The sequence below is a fragment of the Moorena sp. SIO4E2 genome (assembly GCF_010671945.1).
In the GTDB taxonomy this organism is placed as follows: Bacteria; Cyanobacteriota; Cyanobacteriia; order Cyanobacteriales; family Coleofasciculaceae; genus Moorena; species Moorena producens.
This window is the reverse complement of record NZ_JAAHIE010000053.1, coordinates 1-24,637: the sequence shown is the minus strand read 5'-3', so window position 1 is coordinate 24,637 and position 24,637 is coordinate 1. Positions and strand designations below refer to the sequence as shown.

At 42.9% G+C, this 24,637-nt stretch carries 17 protein-coding genes and 5 pseudogenes; 14 read left to right on the top strand and 8 right to left on the bottom strand.

All coding sequences use genetic code 11. The annotated features are described in order from the left end of the window. Positions 1-550 precede the first annotated feature (550 nt). From F6K37_RS08925 to F6K37_RS08910, 4 genes and pseudogenes are all read left to right on the top strand, one after another. Positions 551-1,036 (top strand): ribbon-helix-helix protein, CopG family, encoded by a 486-nt coding sequence (locus tag F6K37_RS08925; RefSeq protein ID WP_071106120.1) that lies wholly within the window; start codon positions 551-553, stop codon positions 1,034-1,036. A 225-nt stretch (positions 1,037-1,261) separates the two neighbouring features. Beyond that, a complete protein-coding gene (locus tag F6K37_RS08920; protein WP_287249618.1) occupies positions 1,262-2,140 on the top strand; it encodes a DUF1822 family protein in 879 nt (292 codons plus the stop codon). Between the two features lie 30 nt (positions 2,141-2,170). Further along, positions 2,171-4,552, top strand: coding sequence for a pentapeptide repeat-containing protein (locus F6K37_RS08915; RefSeq protein ID WP_287249616.1), 2,382 nt, complete (start codon positions 2,171-2,173; stop codon positions 4,550-4,552). 189 nt (positions 4,553-4,741) lie between these two features. After that, positions 4,742-5,068 (top strand): annotated as a pseudogene (locus tag F6K37_RS08910) (DUF29 domain-containing protein); the annotation flags it as partial. A gap of 83 nt (positions 5,069-5,151) precedes the next feature. On the opposite strand, the pseudogene tnpA reads toward F6K37_RS08910, so the two are convergent. Further along, positions 5,152-5,566, bottom strand: a pseudogene (gene tnpA / locus F6K37_RS08905) (IS200/IS605 family transposase). A 67-nt stretch (positions 5,567-5,633) separates the two neighbouring features. Here tnpA and F6K37_RS08900 point away from each other — a divergent pair. Continuing rightward, positions 5,634-7,007 (top strand): RNA-guided endonuclease InsQ/TnpB family protein, encoded by a 1,374-nt coding sequence (locus F6K37_RS08900; RefSeq protein ID WP_287249610.1) that lies wholly within the window; start codon positions 5,634-5,636, stop codon positions 7,005-7,007. A 43-nt stretch (positions 7,008-7,050) separates the two neighbouring features. Then, positions 7,051-7,185: pseudogene (locus F6K37_RS08895) on the top strand (DUF29 family protein); the annotation flags it as partial. Between the two features lie 411 nt (positions 7,186-7,596). Here F6K37_RS08895 and carB read toward each other — a convergent pair. Then, positions 7,597-10,854, bottom strand: a complete 3,258-nt coding sequence (carB, locus tag F6K37_RS08890; protein ID WP_287249607.1) for a carbamoyl-phosphate synthase large subunit — start codon at positions 10,852-10,854, stop codon at positions 7,597-7,599. A gap of 231 nt (positions 10,855-11,085) precedes the next feature. On the opposite strand from carB, the gene F6K37_RS08885 reads away from it, so the two are divergent. Both F6K37_RS08885 and F6K37_RS45440 read left to right on the top strand, forming a co-directional pair. Further along, positions 11,086-11,820 carry a Uma2 family endonuclease gene (locus F6K37_RS08885; RefSeq protein ID WP_287249622.1) on the top strand — a complete coding sequence of 245 codons (735 nt, stop codon included), beginning with the start codon at positions 11,086-11,088 and terminating at the stop codon, positions 11,818-11,820. A gap of 181 nt (positions 11,821-12,001) precedes the next feature. Continuing rightward, positions 12,002-12,857, top strand: a pseudogene (locus F6K37_RS45440) (DUF4058 family protein). Positions 12,858-12,962: 105 nt separating this feature from the next. On the opposite strand, the gene F6K37_RS08875 reads toward F6K37_RS45440, so the two are convergent. The 3 genes from F6K37_RS08875 to F6K37_RS08865 all read right to left on the bottom strand — a co-directional run bounded on the left by F6K37_RS08875 (position 12,963) and on the right by F6K37_RS08865 (position 14,970). Then, the gene (locus F6K37_RS08875) at positions 12,963-13,316 is read right to left on the bottom strand and encodes a hypothetical protein (RefSeq protein WP_287249604.1); all 354 of its coding nucleotides are present in this window, start codon (positions 13,314-13,316) and stop codon (positions 12,963-12,965) included. A gap of 6 nt (positions 13,317-13,322) precedes the next feature. Beyond that, on the bottom strand, positions 13,323-14,540 hold the full coding sequence (ispG, locus tag F6K37_RS08870; RefSeq protein ID WP_287249601.1) for a (E)-4-hydroxy-3-methylbut-2-enyl-diphosphate synthase: 1,218 nt from the start codon (positions 14,538-14,540) through the stop codon (positions 13,323-13,325). Positions 14,541-14,670: 130 nt separating this feature from the next. Then, on the bottom strand, positions 14,671-14,970 hold the full coding sequence (locus F6K37_RS08865; protein WP_008187964.1) for a hypothetical protein: 300 nt from the start codon (positions 14,968-14,970) through the stop codon (positions 14,671-14,673). 375 nt (positions 14,971-15,345) lie between these two features. Between F6K37_RS08865 and F6K37_RS45435 the strand changes: the two are divergent. The 3 genes and pseudogenes from F6K37_RS45435 to F6K37_RS08855 form a co-directional block, all read left to right on the top strand. Continuing rightward, positions 15,346-15,756, top strand: a pseudogene (locus F6K37_RS45435) (Sll1247 family protein); the annotation flags it as partial. Positions 15,757-15,876: 120 nt separating this feature from the next. After that, positions 15,877-16,800, top strand: a complete 924-nt coding sequence (locus F6K37_RS08860; RefSeq protein ID WP_081431919.1) for a pentapeptide repeat-containing protein — start codon at positions 15,877-15,879, stop codon at positions 16,798-16,800. A 181-nt stretch (positions 16,801-16,981) separates the two neighbouring features. Further along, positions 16,982-17,623, top strand: coding sequence for a DUF6391 domain-containing protein (locus F6K37_RS08855; protein ID WP_008187961.1), 642 nt, complete (start codon positions 16,982-16,984; stop codon positions 17,621-17,623). Positions 17,624-17,984: 361 nt separating this feature from the next. On the opposite strand, the gene F6K37_RS08850 is transcribed toward F6K37_RS08855, so the two are convergent. Then, positions 17,985-18,323, bottom strand: coding sequence for an NfeD family protein (locus F6K37_RS08850; RefSeq protein ID WP_287249597.1), 339 nt, complete (start codon positions 18,321-18,323; stop codon positions 17,985-17,987). Positions 18,324-19,187: 864 nt separating this feature from the next. On the opposite strand from F6K37_RS08850, the gene F6K37_RS08845 reads away from it, so the two are divergent. Next, positions 19,188-20,147 (top strand): Npun_F2552 family protein, encoded by a 960-nt coding sequence (locus F6K37_RS08845; protein ID WP_008187959.1) that lies wholly within the window; start codon positions 19,188-19,190, stop codon positions 20,145-20,147. Positions 20,148-21,305: 1,158 nt separating this feature from the next. Next, positions 21,306-22,229: a Uma2 family endonuclease gene (locus F6K37_RS08840; protein ID WP_044494600.1), complete on the top strand. Its 924-nt coding sequence runs from the start codon at positions 21,306-21,308 to the stop codon at positions 22,227-22,229. 249 nt (positions 22,230-22,478) lie between these two features. Here F6K37_RS08840 and F6K37_RS08835 read toward each other — a convergent pair whose 3' ends face one another. After that, positions 22,479-22,616, bottom strand: a complete 138-nt coding sequence (locus F6K37_RS08835; protein WP_287249593.1) for a hypothetical protein — start codon at positions 22,614-22,616, stop codon at positions 22,479-22,481. A gap of 11 nt (positions 22,617-22,627) precedes the next feature. Between F6K37_RS08835 and F6K37_RS08830 the strand changes: the two genes are divergently transcribed. Then, positions 22,628-23,833 (top strand): Coenzyme F420 hydrogenase/dehydrogenase, beta subunit C-terminal domain, encoded by a 1,206-nt coding sequence (locus tag F6K37_RS08830; protein WP_008187956.1) that lies wholly within the window; start codon positions 22,628-22,630, stop codon positions 23,831-23,833. Between the two features lie 110 nt (positions 23,834-23,943). Here F6K37_RS08830 and F6K37_RS08825 read toward each other — a convergent pair whose 3' ends face one another. Beyond that, positions 23,944-24,174, bottom strand: coding sequence for a hypothetical protein (locus F6K37_RS08825; RefSeq protein ID WP_008187955.1), 231 nt, complete (start codon positions 24,172-24,174; stop codon positions 23,944-23,946). Between the last annotated feature and the right edge of the window lie 463 nt (positions 24,175-24,637).

Sequence of the window (24,637 nt, the reverse complement as noted above, 5' to 3'; positions counted from 1 at the left end):
TACATTCTGTCAGACACTCTCGTCACCCTCATCGACCCATTCCCCTTGCCGCTAGGTGGGCAGGTTACGAATTTCCGTAGCTTCTTCAGGATTTAGGACCTCGATATCCAGGAAAGTCTGTATCTTTCCTGCTTGTCTCAGCAGAAGACTCACTATGATCCCAGGTTTTGTTGATAATCTCCTGGATTTGACTATTTAAATCTAAATTTTGGTAAATTTGAACCCCAGCGTTAACTCCGACAAGTATTGCGCTCACTACCGCTATCGGAGTTCTCACTTTTCTGAAAAAGTCTCTTAGAGTCGCAGGTTTCATGTGGGCAGCTTAAATAATGTACATCTTTTGTATATCATATGTATATCACATTTGGCCACTAGCAGAAAGGCTGACGTCGGGGATATCTTTTTGAAAATAGCTTAAATCCCTATATTAACTGGGTTATAGGAACGATATTATAGTAATTACTGATCAGCAAGCAGCTATAATACATATATCACTAGCTACCAAAAAAGCTATAATACGTATATCACTAGTTAATGTGAATAAATTGTTATGTCTAGGAAACTAGTTAGCTTCAGACTATCTGAAGACCTAGCACAAGCCCTCAAAGACCGCGCTGAGGAGAAGGGCATTTCAGTGACAGAGTTAATCAACAGACTGCTGAGACAGGGTTTGGAAACCGATGACTCAGTAGAAGAACGTTTAACAGTAGTAGAATCCTCCGTTGAGAACCTCAGAAAACAAACCAATGTTACTGATCTCGCACTTGCGATTCAAGGAGTTGCTCAATCCCTGGGAGGATCCACTGTACCTAAGACTGACTCCCATGTAGAGAGGCGTCTGGATGAATTGCAAGAGTTATTCCTGGAGATGAACGAGAATCTAAACCAGGTACTGGATCAGGAGCCAAGCAGCCGTAAACCTCGGTCTTCTCTATCAAAGGGGTCTAAATCAGCGCGATTGCGTAACCTAGTAAAAGGTAAACAGTCTTCAGTCAACCCCGAGATTCCGCAAGACTCTCAATTCAGGGACTACTAAATTTAGTAACAAGATGCATACAGCGGTTTTGACTTGAATAGCCCCCATCCTTGATTAGGGGAGGGGGTAAGCTGAGAATGAGCTGTTGCTGTAACCAAGATTCAATGGGTGTGTTCATTTGAAAACTGCTATAGATGTTCAATCATGAGGGTTTTGGTAGGTTTAAGTGTCTTGATGTGTCTCCTGATCGAGCAAGAGTCGTTTTCAGAACAGACGCTAAAGTTGTTGGAAATTATTGAATCCCAGCGCATGGAGGGCTATGTTGCCAAAGCGACTGTAGCTAAATTCTTTTATTACGCCAAAATCCTGAGGGGGGAAAAAGATGCTAGAGAAATTTTCTCTATGGTAATGGGAATTCTAAAGGAATGCTCTGTCGATTACACCATCTTAGAGAAAGATCGATTATACGACCTGATAGAGCTTACAGGTTTTGAAGTTGCTGAAGAGTTGGTTTATGCAATCGCTAATAATCTGGAAGCCTTGGTAACCTTAAATGCTCAAAAATTAAATTATATTGGCTCTAGTTTTCCAGTTTTGTCAGTCGAGCAAGTGTTAGATCGTCAGCCATTAGAAGACTCCTTTCATCGTTATGAGCCAATTTATGAGCTAAAGGTAGAACCTGAAACCTCACTCCTAAATCCCTGGCAGACTGAACTTGATCAGAAGCCAGTAAAATTGAACAATTGGTTGCGCAATGACTTTTATGATGCTGAGCAAGAAAACTGGTATCCATGGGAAGATATTTTAGGAAGAATACAATATTCTTATAGAGATGCTCCTAGGCACATAAAAGGAGTCAATCGAGTTAAAAAAATTACCTGGGATAATGGATGCCAGATGGCTTTAGTCGTCCATGTGGCTATAGAAAGTAATAATGAAGTAGATATTCTGCTACAGCTATATGCTATCAGCAACCCAAACGATTTACCAGAAAATACCAAGTTGGTTGTACTTGATTATGACTTATCTGAAACTTTTATAGAAGCACAATCACAACTTGGTGATCTTGGCATCCAGCTAAGGTTTAGGGCTGATTATGGAGATAAATTCAGCGTTAAAATAGACTATGATAAGTTCAGTTATACATATTTATTTATGGTGTAGTTGTTAAGTTTTTATAATTATAAAATGGAAATGGGTAAATTAGTTGTAATAAATCTAGGAGAGGGAAACCTGGAAACTGCTTTTTCAGCTACTCTAAAAATTGGAGATGAGCGTGCTCTTCCATCAATAGAAATACTAGGAAAATTGCCCCCAGCACCAGAATTGGCAAAACTCCATAAGCGCTGGTATTCAATATATCAAAACCTAGGCTTTTCTGTACGCTCTTTGAATAAAAAAACACAGCTAAACACTTCTATCATCAGTATCGATCAGTTTCGCCAATTATCCAGAAATTTGGAAAAAAGTCTAAATACTTGGCTTAATTCTGAAGATTTTCGTGTCATCAAAGAGGCATTTCTTAAAAATTTAAGTCCTTCTGATGAAATTCGCGTAATTATCCAAGTGGAAAATATTCAGTTACGACGAATCCCTTGGCATCTGTGGGACATTTTTGATTATTACCGGAAGGCTGAGGTGGCTTTGGGGGAATTAACCTATGATAAAGTTGATAAAATTAAGCCCCCTATCTCGTCTATGAGTAAGGATAGGGTGAGAATTTTAGCTGTTTTGGGAAACAGTGACGGAATTAATCTTGAAAAAGACCGAGAATTACTAGAACATTTACCGAATACAGAAATTACGTTTCTGGTTGAGCCGTTACGCCTGGAATTAGATAGGGCACTATGGGACAATAAAGGCTGGGATATCCTCTTTTTTTCTGGGCATAGTTACAGCCAAGTAGATGGCAAGAGTGGCTATATTTCTATTAACCGAACAGATAGCTTAATAATTAGTGATTTAAAAAATGCTTTAAAAGCCTCAATTGAACGGGGATTAAAGATAGCTATTTTTAACTCTTGTGATGGGCTAGGTTTAGCACAAAGTTTAACTGACTTACACATCCCCCAAGTTATTGTGATGCGAGAGCCAGTACCCGATCTAGTGGCTGAGGAGTTTTTAAAGGGATTTCTTAAGTCATTTTCACAGGGACAATCGTTATATATTTCAGTAAGGGAAGCACGGGAACAATTGCAAGGATTAGAGAATGATTTCCCTTGTGCTAGTTGGTTGCCAGTTTTGTTCCAGAATCCCGCAGAATTGCCTCCCACTTGGAATGATCTTGCTCCGATTAGCTTTATCACTCAGCAGCAAGCCAAGAACGAAGACCTTATTTTATACCAAAAAAGACTAGAAGCTTGGAATCAGTGGAGGGCAAGAAACACTGAGTTAGTTCCAGAGCTCATTAAAAAAAATTTAACTGGAGCTAATCTGACTGGAGCTAATCTTAGTAACGTTAATCTTAGTGGAGCCAATCTGACTGGAGCTAATCTGACTGGAGCTCATCTTAGTAATGTTAATCTTAGTGGAGCCAATCTAACTGGAGCTCATCTCAGTCACGCTAATCTCAGTAAAGCCAATCTGACTGGAGCTCATCTAACGGCAGTTCAAGCATTGAATACTAACTTTGAACAAGCATTATTGACTGGGGCTTGTATACAAGACTGGAATATCAATAGTGCTACAAATCTTGATGGCATAATTTGTGCTTATGTTTATCTGCGAGATTCTCAACAAGAGCGTCGTCCCTATAGCGGTAACTTTACTACAGGAGAATTTAGTAAGTTATTTCAAAAGGCTTTAGAAACTCTTGATTTGATTTTCCTTTATGGAGTTAATTGGCAGGAATTTGTCACCTCATTCCAGAATATAAAAGTTGAAAGCGGGGCAGAGGAGTTAGGGATTCAAGCTATTGAGAATCAGGGTAATGGTACTTTCGTGATTCACATAAATACACCTAAGGAATTCAAGAAAGCTGAAATTAAAAATGATTTCAAGCAGCACTATGAGTTAGCACTTAAAGCAGTCGAAGAAAAATATCGAGCTGAATTAAAGGCTAAGGATAACGCAATAACGATTTATCGTGAGCAAAATGCAAACCTAATGGAAATCATAAAGCTCCAGGCTAACAGACCTATTCATAATGCTATTGATTTCGCAGCCAAAGTAGAGAATCAACCTATATCAGAAGAGCATACATTCAACGAGCATAGATTCAACATAGACCAGAGAAATTCCTCAATCGGTTTTGCTTACGCGGGAACAGCCAATGACAGCCAAATAGTTGGCACTCAGCACTACTATGCCCCAACCCAAAAACAAAATTTGGCAGAGGCAGCAGCAGAGATTCAGCAACTCCTAAACCAACTCTCACAAACCAAAGCAACCACAACCGAAATTGAAAAATTAACAGTTGTAGCTGAGGTCGCTGAACAAATCAACAGTAACCCTACCCTGAAAGGTAAGGTAATCAATGCCTTGAAAGCTGGAGGATTTGAAGCCTTTAAAGAAGCTATAGACCACCCACTTGTGAATATTTTGATGGCAACGATTGAGTTATGGGAAGAATTATAGTGTGACTTATCGTGTAAGGTGGATAAAGGTTGATAATGGATAAGATTGTTCCAGCTATAGCATTTTAATTCGAGTTGTAAACATACTACTTTAGGCAAAAGGCAAGAGGCAAAAGGCAAGAGAGAATAAAATATAAAATATATAGGTATTTTGGATAATGTAAAAAACTGTAATAACTTTTTCAAATGTATGGATAAACCATCCCTATACCAGCAAGACTTTTATGCTTGGACTCAACAGCAGGCCCAAGCACTGAAGCACAAGCAATTTTCTGAGCTTGATTGGCAGCATCTGGAGGAAGAAATTCAAGCATTGGGAAGACAGGAATATCGGGAATTAGTAAGTCGCCTTTGCGTTCTGCTTGGTCATCTGCTGAAGTGGCAGTATCAGCCAGAGAATCGTAGCCGCAGTTGGTTTTTGAGTATTCGAGAACAACGTCGGGCAATTAAACGGCATTTACGGCAAAACCCCAGCTTAAAGTCTCGCCGGTCGGAAGCAATGATGGATGGCTATCAAAACTTCCTGAAATTTGAGAACCCTGTGGCTTTAGCCCGGGGATGAAAAACAGAGACGGGGTTAACCCCCTTAAAGTGTCCTGGCTATTTCCCTTTTTGACTTTCTATATACTTTTTGACCACCTCAGTGCTGACTTGACCTGTTGAGGCCACAAAATAGGTCGGAGTCCACAATGAGGGCAGTTTTTTGAGGTTAGGAAATTCTTTCCGCAGGTGATGAGATGCTCGACCTTTTACCCACCGGGCTATCTCAGCAGGAGATTCATGGGTTGGTGCGTTAAGAAATAGATGAACGTGGTCAGGCATTATCTCGCTTTGCGATCAACTTCCAGGCATGTTCAGAAACCAAATCAAATATTATTTCCTGAAGCTGTCGGGCTACATGATCTACGAGTACAGCCTTTCGGCGTTTTGGAACAAAGACGAAATGATAATTAATTGATGAGACCGATCCTTCGGTTCGACGGTACTCATAATCTTTGTGAGATAATTTTGCCATTTACCCGGACTTCTTTTGACGAGACCTGTAGTAGCAATGATAATAGTAGACAAGGAGGTGATGCAAATTGTACAAGACAATTCCTGTCAGAGCGACATTTTCAGAAGAAGAAAGGGCTTTTTGGGAATTTCAATGCCGACAAGCCAACAGTCTGTTTAATTGCGCCATTTATTATGCAAAACATAAACATTACAAATGGCTTGAGGAACAGGGAGCTTACTCTACTTACTGGCGTGGAGATGAACTAAGAGCTGGGTGGAAAACATACAAATGCACTACTAAATATCCTGAATTAGATAAAGCCTTAAAAATGTCTCCTCACTACAAGGGAATGGCTGCTCAGTCTGCTCAACAAACTTTAAAAACTGTAGGTGAGGCAATTACTAGTTACAATCAACTTGTCGGGCTTTACTACAAGGGTCAAATAGATAGACCTAGGTTCCCTAGGTACAGAAAATCTGGAGGATTGGCTGCTGTTACCTTTCCTCGACAAGCTCTTACCTATAAGAAAGGATTGTTTTATCCCTCTGTCAGTAAAGAAAGCAAACCGGAACTACTGACACAGATAGTCTTATATCCTCCTCAGTTTATAGACCCTGACTGGGTCAAAGAAGTGACAATTCGTCCTTGCTATGGACAATTGTGGATAGATTGGGTGATTGATGATGGGAAGCAACCAGTAACCGATAATCCAAGTCTTGATTACTCTCAGGCGATCGGAATAGATCACGGTGGCGATAATTGGTTGACCTGCGTTTCGACATTGGGAAAAGGATTTATTATTGACGGTCGAAAGCTCAAGTCCATGAACCAAGGATATTGCCGGTTAGTAGCCAAGCACAAATCTGGTAAATCAGAAAAATACTGGGATTCCCATTTAGATAGAATCCAGCTGAAACGCAACAACCAAATGCGAGATGCAATCAACAAAGCAGCTCGGTTTATTGTTAATAGATGTCTGCATGATGGAATAGGAAACCTGGTATTTGGTTGGAATGAAGGGCAAAAAAACTGTTCCAACATGGGAAAGAAAGGCAATCAGCAGTTTGTAGCCATTCCCACTAAAAGGTTAATCGAAAGAATTAAGCAGCTCTGTACTGAGTACGGAATAAATCTAATAATTACTGAAGAGTCTTACACCAGTAAAGCGTCTTTTTTGGATGGTGATTCCTTGCCGAAAATAGGTGAAAAACCCGAAGGATGGAAACCCTCTGGTAAAAGAGTTAGACGCGGACTTTACAGGACTGCTTCCGGGAAGTTTATCAACGCCGATTGTAACGGCGCTGCCAACATTATCCGCAAAGTAACCACACAGTCATTCGACTTGACTAAGGTGGTTAGGGGAGCTTTGACACTCCCACATAGATACGATTTATTCACTGATCTGTCTAAATCATATCGAAACAAAGGTGGAGCGGTACGGGTTCACCCTACCGCGTAACATCCTTTGAGAATCCCCCTCTTTTAAGTGGGGGAGATGTCAAGAAGCAGGTGTTGATTTGGCTTTGCGAGAAACTAATTTGCCAATACGAACGTTCCCAGAAGCTTGTCTTTATTCCTTTGATGAGGTGATTCAGGATACTTTTTTGTGTGATACTAGCCAAGATTGGGAAAATTAGGTTGTTAGTTGAGTCAACAACGTTTTAGCGACATTGCTTATGCTTTTCAGGTAAAAGGCAAAAGGCAATAGGCAATAGGCAATAATAAGAGGTTGTCTGAGAAGTCTCATTTGCTACATCCAAGCCCCCTAAATCCCCCAATTTTGGGGGACTTTTAGAAGCAAATTGACTCTTGTTCCCCCCAAAGTTGGGGGGCTAGGGGGGCAAAATTCAGTATCAAAAAACTTGGGATATATCCTCTAAAGAGGGTTTCAGGAGAACGGTAGTGATAAGCATGTAGTGATTTGGCTAGGGTCTGGTCAAAGTAACGGAAGCTAAAATCACTACTTGTATACCACTACCTCCTATGAGAGCAAAACCTTAAGCATATGCTGATAGCTGATAGCTAATAGCTGATAGCTTACACAAAAGCTAATTCGTGATATAATCCTGTAGAGCTTTAACTCCCAGTGGTTGCGACTGTAGTGAACGAATTGCGGCTGCTGTGGCTTTAGCACTAGCAATTGTAGTCACAATCGGAATCTTATAGCCTAATGCTGTTCGACGAATTAACAGCCCATCGGCATAGGCATCTTCTCCAGAAGGGGTATTAATAATTAGCTGAATCTTTTGATTCTTAATCCAATCCAAGACATGGGGACGTCCTTCATGGAGTTTTAACACCAACTCTACATCCAGTCCATGCTCTTGCAGCACCTTGCGAGTCCCATCGGTTGCCACCAGCTCGAATCCCAACTCGATAAAGTCTTTCGCCACTGGTACTACATTTTGCTTGTCTCGGTGATTGGTAGAAACGAATACTGTGCCAGACAGGGGTAAACGCTGACCAGCTGCTAATTCTGCTTTAGCAAATGCCTTACCAAAATCTGTGTCAATCCCCATTACTTCCCCAGTAGAACGCATTTCTGGTCCGAGGAGGGTGTCTGTACCAGGAAATTTCTCAAAGGGCAATACCGCTTCTTTGACTGCAATGTGCTTAGGGCTAGCTTCTTCAGTCAACCCAAGGGATTCCAAGGTCTCACCGGACATAACCCGAGATGCTAACCCCGCCAGGGGTACCCCTGTTGCCTTGGAAACATAGGGAATTGTTCGGGATGCTCTGGGATTGGCTTCGAGAATGTAAACGGTTTCCCCCTGCACCGCAAATTGAATATTCATCAACCCCACCACCTTCAAAGCTTTGGCCAGCTGGTAAGTCCAAGTGCGCATAGTTTCCAAAGCAACGGGTGTTAGAGAGGTGTGGGGTAAAGAACAAGCGGAGTCCCCGGAGTGAATCCCTGCCTGTTCGATGTGTTCCATGATGCCACCAATCACTACCCGACCAGTATGATCTGCGATCGCATCCACATCTACCTCTACTGCATTCTCTAAAAACTTATCAATCAGAATTGGATGCTCTGGTTCCACCTGCACCGCAAACTTCATGTAGCGTTTCAAATCCTCATCGGAATAGACAATTTCCATAGCCCGTCCCCCCAACACATAAGACGGACGCACCACCACTGGATAACTAATCCGCTTGGCCACCTCTAGTGCTTCCCCATAACTGCGAGCAATTCCATTGGGTGGCTGCTTAATATCTAACTTCCGCAAAATCTTCTCAAACCGCTCCCGATCCTCAGCTACGTCGATTGAGTCGGGAGAGGTTCCCCAAATTTGGGTTACCAGTTGTTGGTTGCCAACCTTCAACCTGCTAACCTTCAAGGCTTCTTGCAACGGCACTGCTAACTTAAGCGGTGTCTGTCCCCCAAATTGAACAATAATCCCTTCCGGATTTTCCGCCTCAATAATATTGAGTACATCCTCTTTGGTCAGGGGCTCAAAATATAAGCGATCGCTTGTATCATAATCTGTAGAAACTGTCTCTGGGTTGGAGTTGACCATGATTGTCTCAAACCCCTGCTTACTCAGAGCATAAGATGCATGACAACAGCAATAGTCAAACTCAATTCCCTGACCAATCCGGTTTGGTCCCCCACCTAAAATCATCACCTTCCGCTGATCCGAAGGTATTACTTCCGACTCTTCTTCATAAGTGGAGTAATAATAAGGTGTAAATGCCTCAAACTCTGCTGCACAGGTATCTACTAGCTTATATGCTGGTACTACTCCTAGATGCTTACGGTATTGACGCACCTGATCTTCCGAGGTCTTGGTAGCAAAAGCAATTTGGCGATCGCTAAATCCCTGACGTTTGACTGCCCATAACTGTTCTTTGTTCAAGGTTTCCAATGGCGTACGTTTGAGGAATTTTGACGTTTCCAGCAATTCCAGCAACTTATCCAAAAACCAGGGGTCAATTCCTGTGAGTTCCTGTACTTCTTCTCGGGTCATCCCTAGCATCAAACCATGACCCACCGTGAAGATACGTTCTGGATTCGGGGTTCGTAAACCATAGCGCACTTGTTCGAGAGATGGCAGCTTCTCTTTGCGATCGCATCCCCACCCGAACCGTCCAGTTTCCAGGGAGCGCAACGCTTTCTGAAACGATTCTAGAAACGTCCGTCCAATCGCCATTGCTTCTCCCACTGACTTCATTTGAGTAGTAAGGATTGGTTTACTACCGGGAAACTTCTCAAAGGCAAAGCGGGGTACCTTAGTTACCACATAGTCAATAGTTGGTTCAAAGGAAGCAGGAGTTTGTTTAGTAATATCGTTGGGAATTTCATCGAGGGTATATCCCACGGCTAATTTAGCAGCAAACTTAGCAATCGGGAACCCTGTTGCTTTCGAGGCTAGGGCAGAACTGCGGGAAACCCGAGGATTCATCTCAATTACAATGACCTGGCCATTGATGGGATTCACAGCAAACTGAATATTTGACCCCCCGGTTTCAACCCCAATCTCCCGAATAATTTTAATCGAGTAATCCCGCAACCGTTGGTATTCCTTATCCGTCAGGGTTTGAGCGGGAGCAACAGTAATCGAATCCCCAGTATGAATCCCCATCGGGTCAACATTTTCAATGGAGCAGATAATTACTACATTATCTGCCAAATCTCGCATCACCTCTAACTCATACTCCTTCCAGCCCAACAAAGACTGTTCCACCAGGATTTGAGACACTGGCGAAGCATCCAAACCCCCCTGAGCCATTGTTTCGTATTCTTCTTTGTTATAGGCAATGCCACCACCACTACCCCCCAGGGTAAAAGCCGGGCGAATAATCAGCGGGTAAGAGCCGATTTTTTGTGCGATCGCTTTAGCCTCTTTGAGATTATTCGCAATTCCCGAAGGACAGACCCCTACCCCAATCCTTTCCATTGCTTCCTTGAACAACAGGCGGTCTTCAGCCTTTTCTATCGCCTCTAGCTTTGCCCCAATTAGCTCCACTCCATGCTTTTCCAAAACCCCATTCTTCGCTAGGTCAACCGCAATATTCAGAGCCGTCTGACCCCCCATGGTTGGCAGTAAAGCACATGGTTGTTCTTTTTCGATCACCTTCTCGACGATTTCTGGGGTTAGGGGCTCGATGTAGGTACGGTCAGCCGTTTCTGGGTCAGTCATGATACTAGCTGGATTAGAGTTTACCAGTACCACTTCATAGCCTTCTTCCCGGAGTGCCTTACAAGCCTGAGTCCCGGAATAGTCAAACTCACAGGCTTGTCCAATCACAATCGGACCAGAACCGAGGAGCAAGATTTTGTGAATATCGTCGCGGCGGGGCATAGTGGTTGCTCTGTGGTGAGATGAACGTTATTAGATCCTGACTATTATATGCTTGCTTGCCAAATTATTCCCTAGTTATTTATCCAGCTTTTACAAAGCATCTAGCTTTTTATCCAGCTTTTACCCAACAAACCTGATTTGTTGACAGTTGACGGTTTACAGTCAACGGTTGAGTTAACCATTTTGATTAAAGCTGTCAAACTAGAGGTAGCGATTTTGCCTGTGAGTGCTATGACCGTTGCCAAGAATTCAGAAGCCACTGCGGAAGTCAATGTAATGGCTGAGTCAGAAAGTATTATCATTCCACCATGTGATTTATGGAGTGATGAACCGCCCTTGGAAAGCGATCGCCATCGAGATCAAATTGAGCTGTTACTTGCTTGCCTGAAGTGGTGGTGGCGAGAACGAAGCGACTTCTATGCTACTGGGAATCTCACTATCTATTTCAGTCCTGAACATATTACCACCAGAGACTTTAGAGGACCCGACTTTTTTGTGGTACTCGGTACGGAAAATCGACCCCGCAAAAGTTGGGTATTATGGGCAGAACAAGGAAAATATCCCAATGTGATTATTGAACTGCTCTCTAACAGTACAGCTAAAGTTGACAAGGGATTAAAGAAAATCCTCTACCAAGATACTTTCAGAACACCAGAATATTTCTGGTTTCACCCCGATACCCTCGATTTCCAGGGATTTCGCCTGATGGGAGGCCAGTATCAACCCCTCGACCCTAATACTCAGGGGTGGCTGTGGAGTCAGCAGTTGGAATTATTTTTAGGTGTGCATAATTCCCAACTACGGTTTTTCAGTGAAGATCAGCAATTGGTACCAACACCAGACGAGAGAGCTCAAGCTGCTCAACAACAAGCTCAAGTTGAACGGCAACAAAGAGAATTGGCAGAAAAGCGGGTAGAGGAATTGCTAGCTAGACTCAAAGAGTTAGGTGATGAGTCAGATGCTTGATTCTCGCCATTGCTCCAACGGGCATTGGTCAACTAACTAGAAAACTAGGTAAATCCATGATCAGCTGATCGAGTGATTAGGGGGTTAATTGCTAATTTTCAATTTTTAATTGATACTTTTTCATTGAAATTAAGGCGAGAAGCGCTATAATTATCCAATAAAGCATTGGGGAAAGACAATCATGCCTCCTTCTCCTTTTCCAGGAATGGATCCCTATTTAGAGCATCCCAGCGCTTGGCCGAATGTTCATCATCGACTAATTACTGCAATTGCCGACTTTTTGGCTCCCCAACTGCTTCCCAAATATCAAGTTCTGATTGAAGAGCGAATCTATCAAACTATAGGAACAGATTCAGTCCTAGTTGGCATTCCCGATGCAGCAGTAAAACTAACTCAGACAACAGCCAATCCCACACAAACCAATCCCACACAAACCAATGTTGCTGTTGCCTCAGCGCCAAGTCAGCCAACAAAAGTTATTTTACCAATTCCTGAAAAAGTTAGGCAGCGATGCAGCGCGGTCTTGGGGGTTTCCCCCATGAGCGACTGCATCAAGACAAGGACATTTAGAGATACGGGAGATCGCCACAAGTAACCTGGTGACAGCGCTTGAAGTTCTTTCCCCGACCAATAAACGCTCAGGAGAAGGACGCAATCAGTATGAAAGAAAGCGTCAAACTATATTAGGAAGTTCAACCCATTTAGTGGAAATTGATTTATTGCGGCAGTGGGAACCTATGCCTACCTTAAGTAATGGCATTCAGACCCATTATCGAGTTCTGGTCAGTCAAAATCATCGCCGCCCTCAAGCTGATTTATATGCCTTTAATTTGCCAGATTCGATTCCTACCTTTCCACTCCCTTTGCAACCAGAAGATACTGAACCCCTTGTCAATTTACAAGAGTTATTTGATGGAGTTTATGACCGCTCAGGGTATAGCTTTGTTATTGATTATACTCGCGAACCAGTACCGGTGTTGTCAGAAGCCGATGCAGCTTGGGCTGATGGGTTGTTACGGCAAAAGGGACTGAGGTGATTGTTGATTATCAGCTGATTAATCCTCAAGCCAATTTTCATATAAGCGATCGGTAAGCATATGCGCTACGCGCACGCTACTTGAGGTGCCCTCAGCGGTCAGCCGTCAGCTTATTTTATAGCGGTTTTCCATTGAGTTAGGTACAGATTCATGGGTTTTAGGGAACAGCGGATCACAGGAACAGGCAACAGAGAAGACGGAAGACGGAAGTTGGAAGTGGGGAAAAATCCTGTTCACCTTATAGTTATGAAAAACGCTGTATTCAAAAGCAGCGATTGCACTACGCGCACCCTGCGCGAACAGTACCTTGGCCACAGGCCTTTGGCACCTCAAGTAGCGTGCGCGTAGCGCTAATCGCTGTTCGCTGATAGCTGATAGCTGATAGCTGATAGCTGATAGCTGATAGCTGATAGCTGAATGCTTACGTGATAAGTATAGTTTTTTATAGTTTCTATTCAACAATTATCAAGGATCCACCCAGCGACCATCAGCTTTAATTAAATTAATCAATTCCTGTACTCCTTTATCTTCAGGTACCCTTTTAATTTCCTCCTTACCGCGATACAGAGAAATATAGCCTGCTTGCTTACCCACATAACCATAGTCAGCATCAGCCATTTCCCCAGGGCCATTAACAATACACCCCATCACAGCAATATCTAAGCCAGTGAGGTGTTTAGTAGCTTCCCGCACCTTATGCAGAACTTCCTCTAAATTAAATAAAGTACGACCACAGGACGGACAAGCCACATACTCCACCATAGTTTTCCGCAATCCCAGAGCTTGCAGAATACTGTAGCAAACAGGAATCTCTTTTTCTGGGGCTTCCGTAAGAGAGACACGAATCGTATCACCAATTCCCTCAGCTAGCAGAGTAGCAATACCAGCAGTAGACTTAATCCGTCCATATTCCCCATCCCCGGCTTCAGTAACACCTAAATGCAACGGGTAATCCATCCCCAACTGATTCATTCGCCGTACCATTAAGCGATAGGCGGCTAGCATCACAGGTACCCGTGAAGCCTTGAGGGAGATCACCAAATTGCGGAAATCGAGGGATTCACAGATACGAATAAATTCCAGAGCAGATTCCACCATCCCTTCTGGGGTATCACCGTAGGTAAACAGCATCCGTTCCGCTAGGGAACCGTGATTGACTCCGATGCGCATAGCTTTCCCTTGGTCACGGAGGGAAATGACTAGGGGTTCTAGGGTTTCCCGAATTTTTTCCCCAATTTCCTCAAATTCAGCTTCAGTGTATTCACTGCGATTGGCTTTGGGCTTTTCAAATACATACAATCCTGGATTAATCCGCACCTTATCCACATGCTTGGCAACTTCCAGAGCAATTTTCATGCCATTGTGATGGACATCAGCTACTAGAGGCACCGATTGATAGGTCGCTGCTAGTTTCTCTTTGATTTCGGCTAGGGCTTTAGCATGTGCCATACTCGGAACAGTGACACGGACAATCTCGCAACCAATCTCGTGCAAGCGGCGAATAGCAGCAACGGAACCATTGATATCTAAGGTATCTTCATTAATCATCGATTGCACCACCACCGGGTATCCCCCGCCAATAGTGACATTAGCCACTCTGACAGGGCGGGTTTGACGGCGGTGGATAGTAGTATCGAAAGCTGGTAATGTAGCAGCCCTTTGAGGTGTGCTTAGAGTTTGCATAACCTGTTAGTTGCTTTGGCTTAGCGAAAATAGTAGGTTTTTGTATTTATTCTCTTAGGTTCCCATAGAATCAGGCGCTTTTGGCTTAGGGGTGAGAGTTTTCTACTCAGGAAAGTCGGTAATCACCCATTCATTTAGGGGGTTGAGATAGTTTCTTGAGCCGTGCTTCCTCACGGTGCGCGTTCACGCTTAGCTTTGAAAAAGCGCGGGGTCGCACCGCTGCCAACTCTAACATTTTGTCCAATGAAGTACCGTTAATGAACTGGGATGCCTCAGCAAGGTATTGTTTATTGGGGCATTTGTTACCTAAGATAGAACCGTTGATGCAGTCTTGGGCACAATTTACATTAACTTCCACAGTACTCTCAGAGATGGTTATAGCTAGTAATGACCACCCGGGCAAATTACATTCCTCATTGGCTAAAGTCATTGCTCTCAATTTTACGTTTTTCAGGAGTCGCTTGTTTGTCTCAACTTGCTGTTCAAATTCAATTCTCTATATAATCAACTAAAGCTTTTTAATGAAATCAATTCAAATGCTAAAAGAGGTTATTGGAGTTTTCACTATGCGTCTTATTTATTAGTTCCTCAATATCTTGAGCATAAAAATCCCATAGAACAGCGAAAAATTGCTATAGATATAGCCAATCAATTAAAATACCAATTTACATTTGATATAGCTAGGTATACAGTTCACTATAATTCCCCTATCTTAAAACATGAAGACACTTATAATCCGACAAATATAGGAAACGAAGTTATTGATATTTTTTTAAAAAATTAATCTAAACAGCTATGGTGTAATTACAATTACCAAGCCCGTATTTTTGTCAAGCAAATTAAAAATTTAAATTATAGAGACTTTAAGCAAAGTCTGAAAAAATATTTATTAATTTACGTACATAATCATAAATCCTTAGCCATAGTAAATAGTAAAATTTATCAAAAAATCGATCAACTCTACATTGACTATAACCAATCAACTATAACCCTCGACTTAATTCTGCGCACCTTCAGAAGATTAGTGGAGCTTTTTACGACTGAAGATAGTCAGGAACCATCTCCTCTATTTATTTTACTAACAACTCAATAATACGCGCTCACTATTGTTAGTATTTTGCTCAAAATTGTTTTAATTTGTAAGTACGTCAAAGCACATCTAGACGTTTGTATTGCTCAAATAATTTGCTATTACGAAAACTCTCCAGAGCAATAGTGTTAGTGGTTGATAAATTTTTGGGAATTTTTCAATATTGTTCTAGGGATTTACACTCAAAATATTGAATATAATCTAATTAAAATCGGATAAGATGATCAGCCAGATAATCCGAGGGTTATTTCTTCGGATAGCTATAGAGTATTTCCACAATTAAAAGGGTCTGACCTGCGTGGTACTAATCTTAGTGGTGCCGATTTACGTAATACGAAATTAAGGGCTGCTGACCTGCGTGGTGCTAATCTTAGTGGTGCCAATTTAAGTCAGGCTGACTTAAGCCTTGCTAAACTCAGTGGGGCTAACTTAAGCGCTGCTAATCTTAGTGGTGTCAAGTTAATCACAGCTGACCTGAATAGTGCTGATTTGAGTAGTACCAACCTAAGGGGTGCTGATTTACGTCGTACTAATTTACAGCAAGCAAATCTCAGCAATGCCAGTTTGAACGAGACTAATCTGGTTCATGCTGACTTACAACATGCTGATTTGAGCGATGCCAACCTTAGTGGTGCTAGTTTGCAAAATGCCAAACTCAGTGGGGTCAACCTTAGTGGTGCTAACCTTAATCGAGGTGACTTACGCCATACTAAGCTCAATCATGCCAACCTCAGGGGTGCCAAATTGACGCAAGCTAACCTGAATAACCCTAAGCTGTGTCAAGCCAACCTCTGTCAAGCCAAGCTAAACCATAGCAATCTCAATCACGTAAACTTAGATAGTGCTAACCTTACTCAGGCTCACCTGCGTGGTGCTTCTCTGAATTATGCCAGCTTAAGGAAGACTAACCTTAGCTATGCTCAATTAAGTCATGCTCAGTTGAGTTATGGAGACCTCAGTGGTAGTGAACTCAGTTATGCTCAACTGCGTCACGTCGATCTGACTAATGCTGACTTGAGTCAGACAAATTTGATGGGTACTAACCTATTTGGTAGTAATCTTCAGAAAGCCAATGTCCAAGGTGCTAAATTTTGGTACAACGCAGTTTTGCCTGATAAAATTCAACCTGAGCTAGAACAGCGAGGAGCTATATTTATTGTTAATGGTTAATTGTTATTTAATTTTTAATGGTTAATTGACGAACAACTAAGAATGATCAAGTTTTCTAAGCAGTCAGCTATCATTCTTAAGCAGTCAGCTGAATGTTTAGGAATGATAAGTATTCAATCGGACACAATGCTACAGTGAAAGTGTCTGATATTAATGAACCTGCTTTTGCGTTGTTGCTGCCATGAGTAATTCTGCTTCCGTAAACACCAGTAACTTTTGGGACTTTGATTTTACAGCCCCTCAACCGACACAGGATACAGATTTGCTTAGGCAGCTGAATTTCGTTCCAGGGTTAAAAGACATTCTCATGGTGCGTCAGGTTCATGCTCTAGAACACGCTACTGTCTGGGTTCTAAGTCAGCGCTATGGTGCTAGTGGTGCTGGTGCAACCCCTAGCACTCCTCCATCAGATAATAATGCGATAGGAGGACTATCAACTGACCAAGGATTTTATCTCTATGGTCAGGTAAATTTGGCTGAGTTGAGACGAGCAGTACCCACTGCCCTAGAGCGACTGACTAGGGGAGAATGGAATATGGCTATCCACCCCCGCTGCGGCACGAATCTCTCAGTAGCAGTGTTTTTAGGTGCTGGACTAGGGTTGGCAGTTCATCTGTTACTGCCGCGAGGACCGATTGAACAACTGTTGGGTCTTGGCTTTGCAGGGGTGGCTGCTACTCAACTAACACCTGATTTGGGGAACTTAGCGCAACGATACTTAACTACTGCCATTCCTTTTAACCTGGCGATTGTAGACATTAGGGAAACATCTGATATCTGGGGACGTCCAGCCCATTTTGTCCAGATGCGATGGATTGACTAAGCTTCAATTGTGATTTGTCTTTGGTTAGATGAGTCCAAGAGAACCGACCGACTTATACCAATTCTTAAAATTAAGACTACAAATGGAGATGGAGATGGGGAGATGAGGAGATTTTGATTAATGGTGATTATCCGAACATGAAATAAGATGCAAGCTTTAGATGCAAGCTTGGCCAGAAAAAAAATCCCAAATTCAGACGTTATATGTAACATATATAACGTCTGAACTTTCTTGATTTATCCTGGCTAGGAGAACATTAACTGTTTCGAGAAAGGGAAGCTTTTCCAGTAGCACGTAAGCTGACTGCTGATAGCTGTTCGCGCAGCGTGCGCGTAGCGCATAAGCTTACGGTTATTAAACTCTAGCGCCACAGTTGTGAAAAGACTGAGCTCAGTTTTTGAGTCAATCCCAAGCTCTGGGATTGACTAGCTTCTTGAACCCCCGGTTCATCCTCTGGTGAATTGCCAGGGGAAATATAGCCTGCAGGAACCACCAGCAACGTAATCCCGTGTCGGCCCACCACAGTCACTTGCTCATCAGGCACAAGGGTAACTTGGGAATCATGATCACATAACCGGGCGGGCCAGTATGTGGCTTTAAATTTGACTCGCCCAGGCTTGGTCGGGGTAATGGTACGTTCTACCTTGCCGACGCCTGGTTGTGGAAATAGGATGGAATCAGGAGCCTGTACATTAATCATGTGTGTTCACCTCGTTTGACTGATTATGTTATTCTGTTCAGCCTGCTTGGTACAAAACGTTTTAACCAGGTAAAATCTGGCAACGTAGGCTGAATGTGAAATTTTTTTGCCTTAAGTGGCGATTAACCCGTGCCATAGATAGGGTTTCAGTCAACAGAGCATCGGTATTCTCCAGTGATATAGGTATTTTTAGCTTCAACAGAAAATTCCGATCTTCCTGAAAACTAGCCTTAAATTCGGCAACGGAAACGTTTATTGGTTAAAGATTAGATACACTTCCCGGCATTCAACGAATGACACAAGGAACCATTCTTCCTAAGGAGAGTAAACACTTCAGGATTAGGTAAGTTAGAGAATTAGAAACATTTTGTTAAAATCCACATCCTTTAAAAGTTTGGTAAGTGCACTACTGTATCAAGGTACTGTCCTTAAAACCCTGGAATAGGACAAATGCGTTCACTGATACACCCTGAAACGATTGAATAACGCTTTCAACCTAAACATGACCTAGAGTGATTATTTAAGGCTCAACCTAGATACAAGACCGCAGACGCAACTGACAAGCTGTAGATACATTTAAGACTCAGTAGATGCACTATGTATTCTTATTCTACGTGTGTATCGAAGAATCTGCCACCCTAGAGTAAAAGATTTTCAGACTACAACAGACAATTGTTACTATAGGCAACTTCCTCCAGGAATAATACCAGATTTTCTTGAAAAATGTCACTTATCTGTTGGAGGCGGGAAACAAGCTGAAAAATTTCCAATCCCCAAGTTTACTATAAGTTTACATCTTTTACAGAAAATTGGTATAACAATACACAATTCATCATTTTCCCCTGACATCAAAACTATTAAATTATGCCAACTGTTAGTTTAATTCATGCTGATTCCTATAATCCACAACTCTTACGAGCTTCCTTGGAAAGGCTGCTAGAACCTTTGGGAGGGATGAGTGCTTTTGTTAAGAAAGGTAATTCGGTTCTGCTTAAACCTAATTTACTTACTGCTGGTCGTCCTGGTAAAGAATGTATCACTCGCCCTGAAATTGTTTACTGCGTGGCTCAACTAGTCAAAGAAGCTGGGGGTAAACCCTTTTTCGGAGATAGCCCAGCCTTTGGGAGTGCTAGGGGTGTGGCTAAGGCGAATGGCTATCTGCCAATGATGACAGAACTTGATATCCCTATGGTGGAATTCCACGGCAAGGGTTATGAAACTGCTAGCGAAACCTTTAATCATCTGCGTTTGTCTAAAGAGGCCATGAATGCCGATGTGGTGATTAACCTACCGAAGGTAAAATCCCACATGCAGTTGACCTTGACCATGGGGGTCAAGAATTTATTCGGCTGTGTTCCGGGAAAAATGAAAGCCTGGTGGCATATGGAAGCGGGTAAGGATGAGACGCGCTTTGGGGAAATGCTGGTGGAAACAGCACGGGCGATTAATCCGGAGTTGACTATCATTGATGGCATTATTGGTCAGGAAGGGAATGGTCCGATTGGTGGTGAACCGAGACATTTGGGGATCTTAGGAGCATCAGAGGATGTCTTTGCTCTCGATCGCTCAATAGTGGAAATTCTCAATGTTGAGCCAGCCCTGGTTCCTACCCTGGCAGCTCAAAAACGGCTGGGGTTGTTGCCAGACTTAGCAGAGATTGACTTTCCTTACCATCGACCTCTAGAAATCCAAGTGAGGGATTGGAAACTACCTGATACTATGAAACCGATTGATTTTGGTATGCCTCGAGTAATTAGGTCTACCTTTAAGCATTTATATATCCGGCTTATCAAAGAGCCAATTAATGCTTATGGTAAAAGCTAGACAATCAGGGGTATTTGGTAAAATTTGCTACAACAGGATCCTAGATTAACCAAGTAACCTAGAGTTACCCTCCGATTGCTTAACCATGCCGCCCTATTATTGCTAGCGGCGGTTTTTTATTGATTAGTAATTAGTCATGGGTGAATACCAGAAAACTTGTTACTGGCCACAAAGCACTAATTACTAATCACTAATCACTAATCACTAATCACTAAGCTGGTCATGGGTGAATACCAGAAAACTTGTTACTGGCCACAAAGGACTAATTACTAATCACTAAGCTGGTGATTGGTGAATACCAGAAGACATAGTCCGACTTTGTATAATTAATTACTCTCTAGCTCCACTATTGGTCAAGTCCAGCAAACAGTGATAGAGTTCTTCGTTACTTTTAAGAGACCGAAGGTGACATTGAAAAAGTCAAACAGCCTGATGGGTCTAGGTTTGAGGAAGTAGCGATTAGCCCGAAGGGCTACGCTACGCGATCGCAGCCATCTATACATTGAGCACTCAGCTAATGCCCTAGGCGCACGCTACGCGAACAGTCATCAGCACTCAGCCTCTACAGCTAATACCGGACAAGCTGAAGCCTGTGGGTCAAACGCTTCAGCAGTCAGGAGTCAGGAGTCGGGAGTCTACTTAACCTACACGCAAACTACTATAACTACAGGGTGGTGGATGATTTGGTGTTACCCAAAGGATTTACCTAGGACGTGATAGCCCCTTGGGAAGATCCAGTGAGCGATTCCCGATTTGGTTACAATAATGACTATCTCTCGTTTATCTAAATTGGTGAGGACTCTGGCTACCTCACCTTTAATTGTGAATACATCAGTGCTTTCCCCTGAATGCAAAGTTATCAGAAGGTGTTAGGGCAATCCCTGCCTTTTGAGGAGGTAAAAGCAGCATTGAAGACAGCAGCAAAGAAGGGGATGAATGCTTTATAGTTGCCGGATAGTGACCCAATCAAAGGTAAAATTTGGCTTCTTTGTAAAGAAGCATTAACTGACCAGGGGATGGGGGTGATTTCCCTAGGTATCTAGGAGAGTTTCCGTCCGCCAAAACCAGAGCCTGCAAAATATGATCCCATTTGCGTTGAAGCAGCACCCATTAACATAGAAGTGTCAAAACTTGGTAAACTAACACCTTTGGAGAGCCATGTCAGAGCTTACACTCTCTAAAACTATAGAGTCAATGGCAGTGGCAGCGCCACCCACTCAGGCCGACCTTCCCTGTGACGATGATATACCAATGGAAACCGCACGGCACAAAGCCCAAATGGATCTGCTCATTTATACCCTATCGCCTTGGCTAGATAATAGGTCGGATGGCTATGTCGGTGGTAATATGTTTGTTTACTACAGCGTTGCCCAACTCAAAAATAAGGACTATAAAGGACCAGATTTCTTTGTTGCTCTAGATGTACCCAAGGGAGAGCGTCGAAGCTGGGTGATTTGGGAGGAGGAAAAGGCTCCTGACGTGATTATCGAACTTTTGTCGGCAAGCACTGCTGAGCGTGACAAAAACGAGAAAAAGCAGATTTATCAAAATCAGATGCGTGTGCCAGAGTATTTCTGGTTTGATCCTTTCAATCCAGATGATTGGGCTGGATTTCATCTCCAAAATAGAGTTTACCAACCGATAGAACCTAATCAGCAAAACCAACTGGTATCTGAAGCATTAGGTTTGAGCTTGGTGCGTTGGCATGGTGATTATAACGGCATCGAAGCAACTTGGTTACGCTGGGCAAATTTAGATGGGGAGTTACTGCCCACTTCTGAGGAAAAAGCTGAGCAAGAACAACAAAGAGCCGATCAAGAACAACAAAGAGCCGATCAAGAACAACAAAGAGCTGAACAAGAACAACAAAGAGCTGAACAAGAACGGCAAAGAGCTGATCAAGAACAACAAAGAGCCGATCAAGAACAACAAAGAGCCGATCAAGAACAACAAAGGGCTGATCAAGCGGAGTCTCAGTTGCAGCAGGTGGCGCAGAGCTTGTTAGAGCAAGGGATGACGGTGGAGCAGGTGGCCAATCGAACAGGTCTGTCTGAATCTCAGGTGGCAGAATTTGGTAACTAAAAGGAGGGTTTTTCTGGTTTTCTTTTCCCTTGGTGGGTGGGCGCACGCCCTGCCCCCCTACGGTGGTACTTTGATTGAGCTGAGGGTCTAATTATATCCCCTTCATGGGATTGGCCTACGGCCACGCTACGCGAACGCATGACTTGCTTTAGTAAAAATGTACCAAATAAGAGAAAATTAAGAGACAATCCGATCAGTGTTGGCAATCGAGATATGCGATGCTAAGTATTGAGCCGCTAAGCGAACGCATTAACACTGCTGTCTATTGTGTTGGAATCGATAACCAAGATCCAAATTAAAGCTGAGGGCTGATAGCACCTCAAGTAGCACCATCTGTAGCGCATTAGCTGACAGCTGAATGCTCACCATCGTGAGACAATAGACCATTAGTTAAGAAAATGACTTCAGTGACACCTCAACCTGCCAAACATAAAAAAGCGAGAGCCTTAAAACCAAGTAGCCGACGCCCTGCCAAGGAACTGTGTAGCGAGTGTGGACTTTGTGATACATACTATATCCATTATGTCAAGGAAGCTTGTGCATTCTTAAACCAGCAAATAGCTGACTTGGAAACAAAAGCCCATGGACGTAGTCGCAATCTAGATCATCCAGATGATTGGTACTTTGGTGTTAACCAGAAGATGCTCACGGCTAAGAAGATTAAGCCGATAGAAGGGGCGCAGTGGACAGGAATTGTCAGTACCATTGCTATGGAAATGCTCAAGCAGGGTAAAGTTGAAGGTGTAGTCTGTGTCCAAAACACTGAAGAAGACCGCTTTCAGCCGATGCCGATCATTGCTCGTACCCCAGAGGAGGTGTTAGCAGCACGGGTGAATAAGCCTACCTTGTCTCCTAACCTCTCTGTGTTAGAGCAAGTGGAACAATCAGGGATGAAGCGATTATTAGTAATTGGTGTTGGCTGCCAAATCCAAGCATTGCGATCAGTGCAAAACGAACTCGGTTTAGAAAAACTCTATGTTTTAGGTACGCCCTGTGTCGATAATGTCAACCGTGAGGGGTTGCAAAAATTTCTGGAAACCACCAGCCGTTCACCAGAAACGGTGGTACATTACGAGTTTATGCAGGATTTCCGGATTCACTTTAAACATGAGGATGGCTCGATTGAGAAAGTACCTTTCTTTGGCTTAAAGACTAATCAACTCAAAGATGTGTTTGCCTCCTCTTGTATGAGTTGCTTTGATTATGTAAACTCCCTAGCGGATTTAGTGGTAGGTTACATGGGAGCACCCTTTGGTTGGCAGTGGATTCTGGTTCGTAATGACATTGGGCAAGAAATGTTGGATTTGGTGCAAGACCAGTTGGAAACTCAACCAGTCATGTCAAAAGGCGATCGCAAACAGGCAGTGCAACAGAGTATTCCTGCCTATGACAAGGGAGTTACCTTACCGATGTGGGCAGCAAAAATGATGGGAGTGGTGATAGAAAAAATTGGTCCGAAAGGATTGGAGTATGCTCGTTTTTCCATTGACTCCCACTTCACCCGCAACTATTTATATTTAAAGCGCAATCATCCACAAAAGTTAGAGGCACATGTGCCAGAGTATGCCAAGCGGATTGTAGAACAGTACAAGTTGCCAGACTAAAAACTGAGGGATTGGTGCGCTTCGGTAGGGTAAGCGATCGCGTGCCTTCCAACTCAGCTACTGTCGAGGGAAATTATAGGTATTTCAGTTCTGAATTAAGACCCCATGAATTAGTCTTTTGAGTCTGCTTTTGATGTCTCTATTTCTTCAGTCAATTGAGAGAGTTTAGTCGTTTCTGATTTAGGAATAATCACCGACTCTTTACTCTCCCCGTCATCCAGTCGTTTAGCCACTTCCAGAATTATATCTGCGATCACTACCGGAATCCTTACTGCTTTCGTTTGACCCAGATTCCACTTCGGCTTGCGACCACTATTTTCTCGATAACCACCACGGGGCATAACTTTACCTCACCTCTGAATCTGAAATAGTACGTTTTCCTTATATTCTACAATCTTAGATTAATTAAATAGCTAGAGCTTGTAAAACTTAACTAGTGAGTGATTTTTATACAAAACCTGCTAATTGTAATTTTTTTGGTCTATTTCGTACTTTTTATAAAATCAACCATGAAATTCCAGCAAATGAGGTGTGCTAACCGGAAACTCCCAAAATTTCTGAAGTCGGTTTAACTGATATCTTGCACCATTGTTAGTAGCCGTAGGCTAGAAAGAAACTTGAGTCCACTTAGGTGGACTTGGTTCGTTTAGGCCAAGGCTTTAGCCTAGATTCCGGACTTGACCGGAAATCGGGGAGTGTGAGGGGGTGAGCGCAAGCCCCTACGATTCATCCATGGGGTAAGCTCACCCCCTCACATAAACAACAATTCTTGTGGTACTGTAGGTAATAGGCTAAATAAGCAAG

Excerpts from the sequence above, each read along its gene's own strand:
- F6K37_RS08925 (WP_071106120.1), top strand. The coding sequence starts at position 551 with ATGTCTAGGAAACTAGTTAGCTTCAGACTATCTGAAGACCTAGCACAA.
- F6K37_RS08915 (WP_287249616.1), top strand. The coding sequence starts at position 2,171 with ATGGGTAAATTAGTTGTAATAAATCTAGGAGAGGGAAACCTGGAAACT.
- carB (WP_287249607.1), bottom strand. The coding sequence starts at position 10,854 with ATGCCCCGCCGCGACGATATTCACAAAATCTTGCTCCTCGGTTCTGGT.
- F6K37_RS08885 (WP_287249622.1), top strand. The coding sequence starts at position 11,086 with ATGACCGTTGCCAAGAATTCAGAAGCCACTGCGGAAGTCAATGTAATG.
- ispG (WP_287249601.1), bottom strand. The coding sequence starts at position 14,540 with ATGCAAACTCTAAGCACACCTCAAAGGGCTGCTACATTACCAGCTTTC.
- F6K37_RS08865 (WP_008187964.1), bottom strand. The coding sequence starts at position 14,970 with ATGACTTTAGCCAATGAGGAATGTAATTTGCCCGGGTGGTCATTACTA.
- F6K37_RS08855 (WP_008187961.1), top strand. The coding sequence starts at position 16,982 with ATGAGTAATTCTGCTTCCGTAAACACCAGTAACTTTTGGGACTTTGAT.
- F6K37_RS08850 (WP_287249597.1), bottom strand. The coding sequence starts at position 18,323 with ATGATTAATGTACAGGCTCCTGATTCCATCCTATTTCCACAACCAGGC.
- F6K37_RS08845 (WP_008187959.1), top strand. The coding sequence starts at position 19,188 with ATGCCAACTGTTAGTTTAATTCATGCTGATTCCTATAATCCACAACTC.
- F6K37_RS08840 (WP_044494600.1), top strand. The coding sequence starts at position 21,306 with ATGTCAGAGCTTACACTCTCTAAAACTATAGAGTCAATGGCAGTGGCA.
- F6K37_RS08835 (WP_287249593.1), bottom strand. The coding sequence starts at position 22,616 with ATGGTCTATTGTCTCACGATGGTGAGCATTCAGCTGTCAGCTAATGCG.
- F6K37_RS08830 (WP_008187956.1), top strand. The coding sequence starts at position 22,628 with ATGACTTCAGTGACACCTCAACCTGCCAAACATAAAAAAGCGAGAGCC.
- F6K37_RS08825 (WP_008187955.1), bottom strand. The coding sequence starts at position 24,174 with ATGCCCCGTGGTGGTTATCGAGAAAATAGTGGTCGCAAGCCGAAGTGG.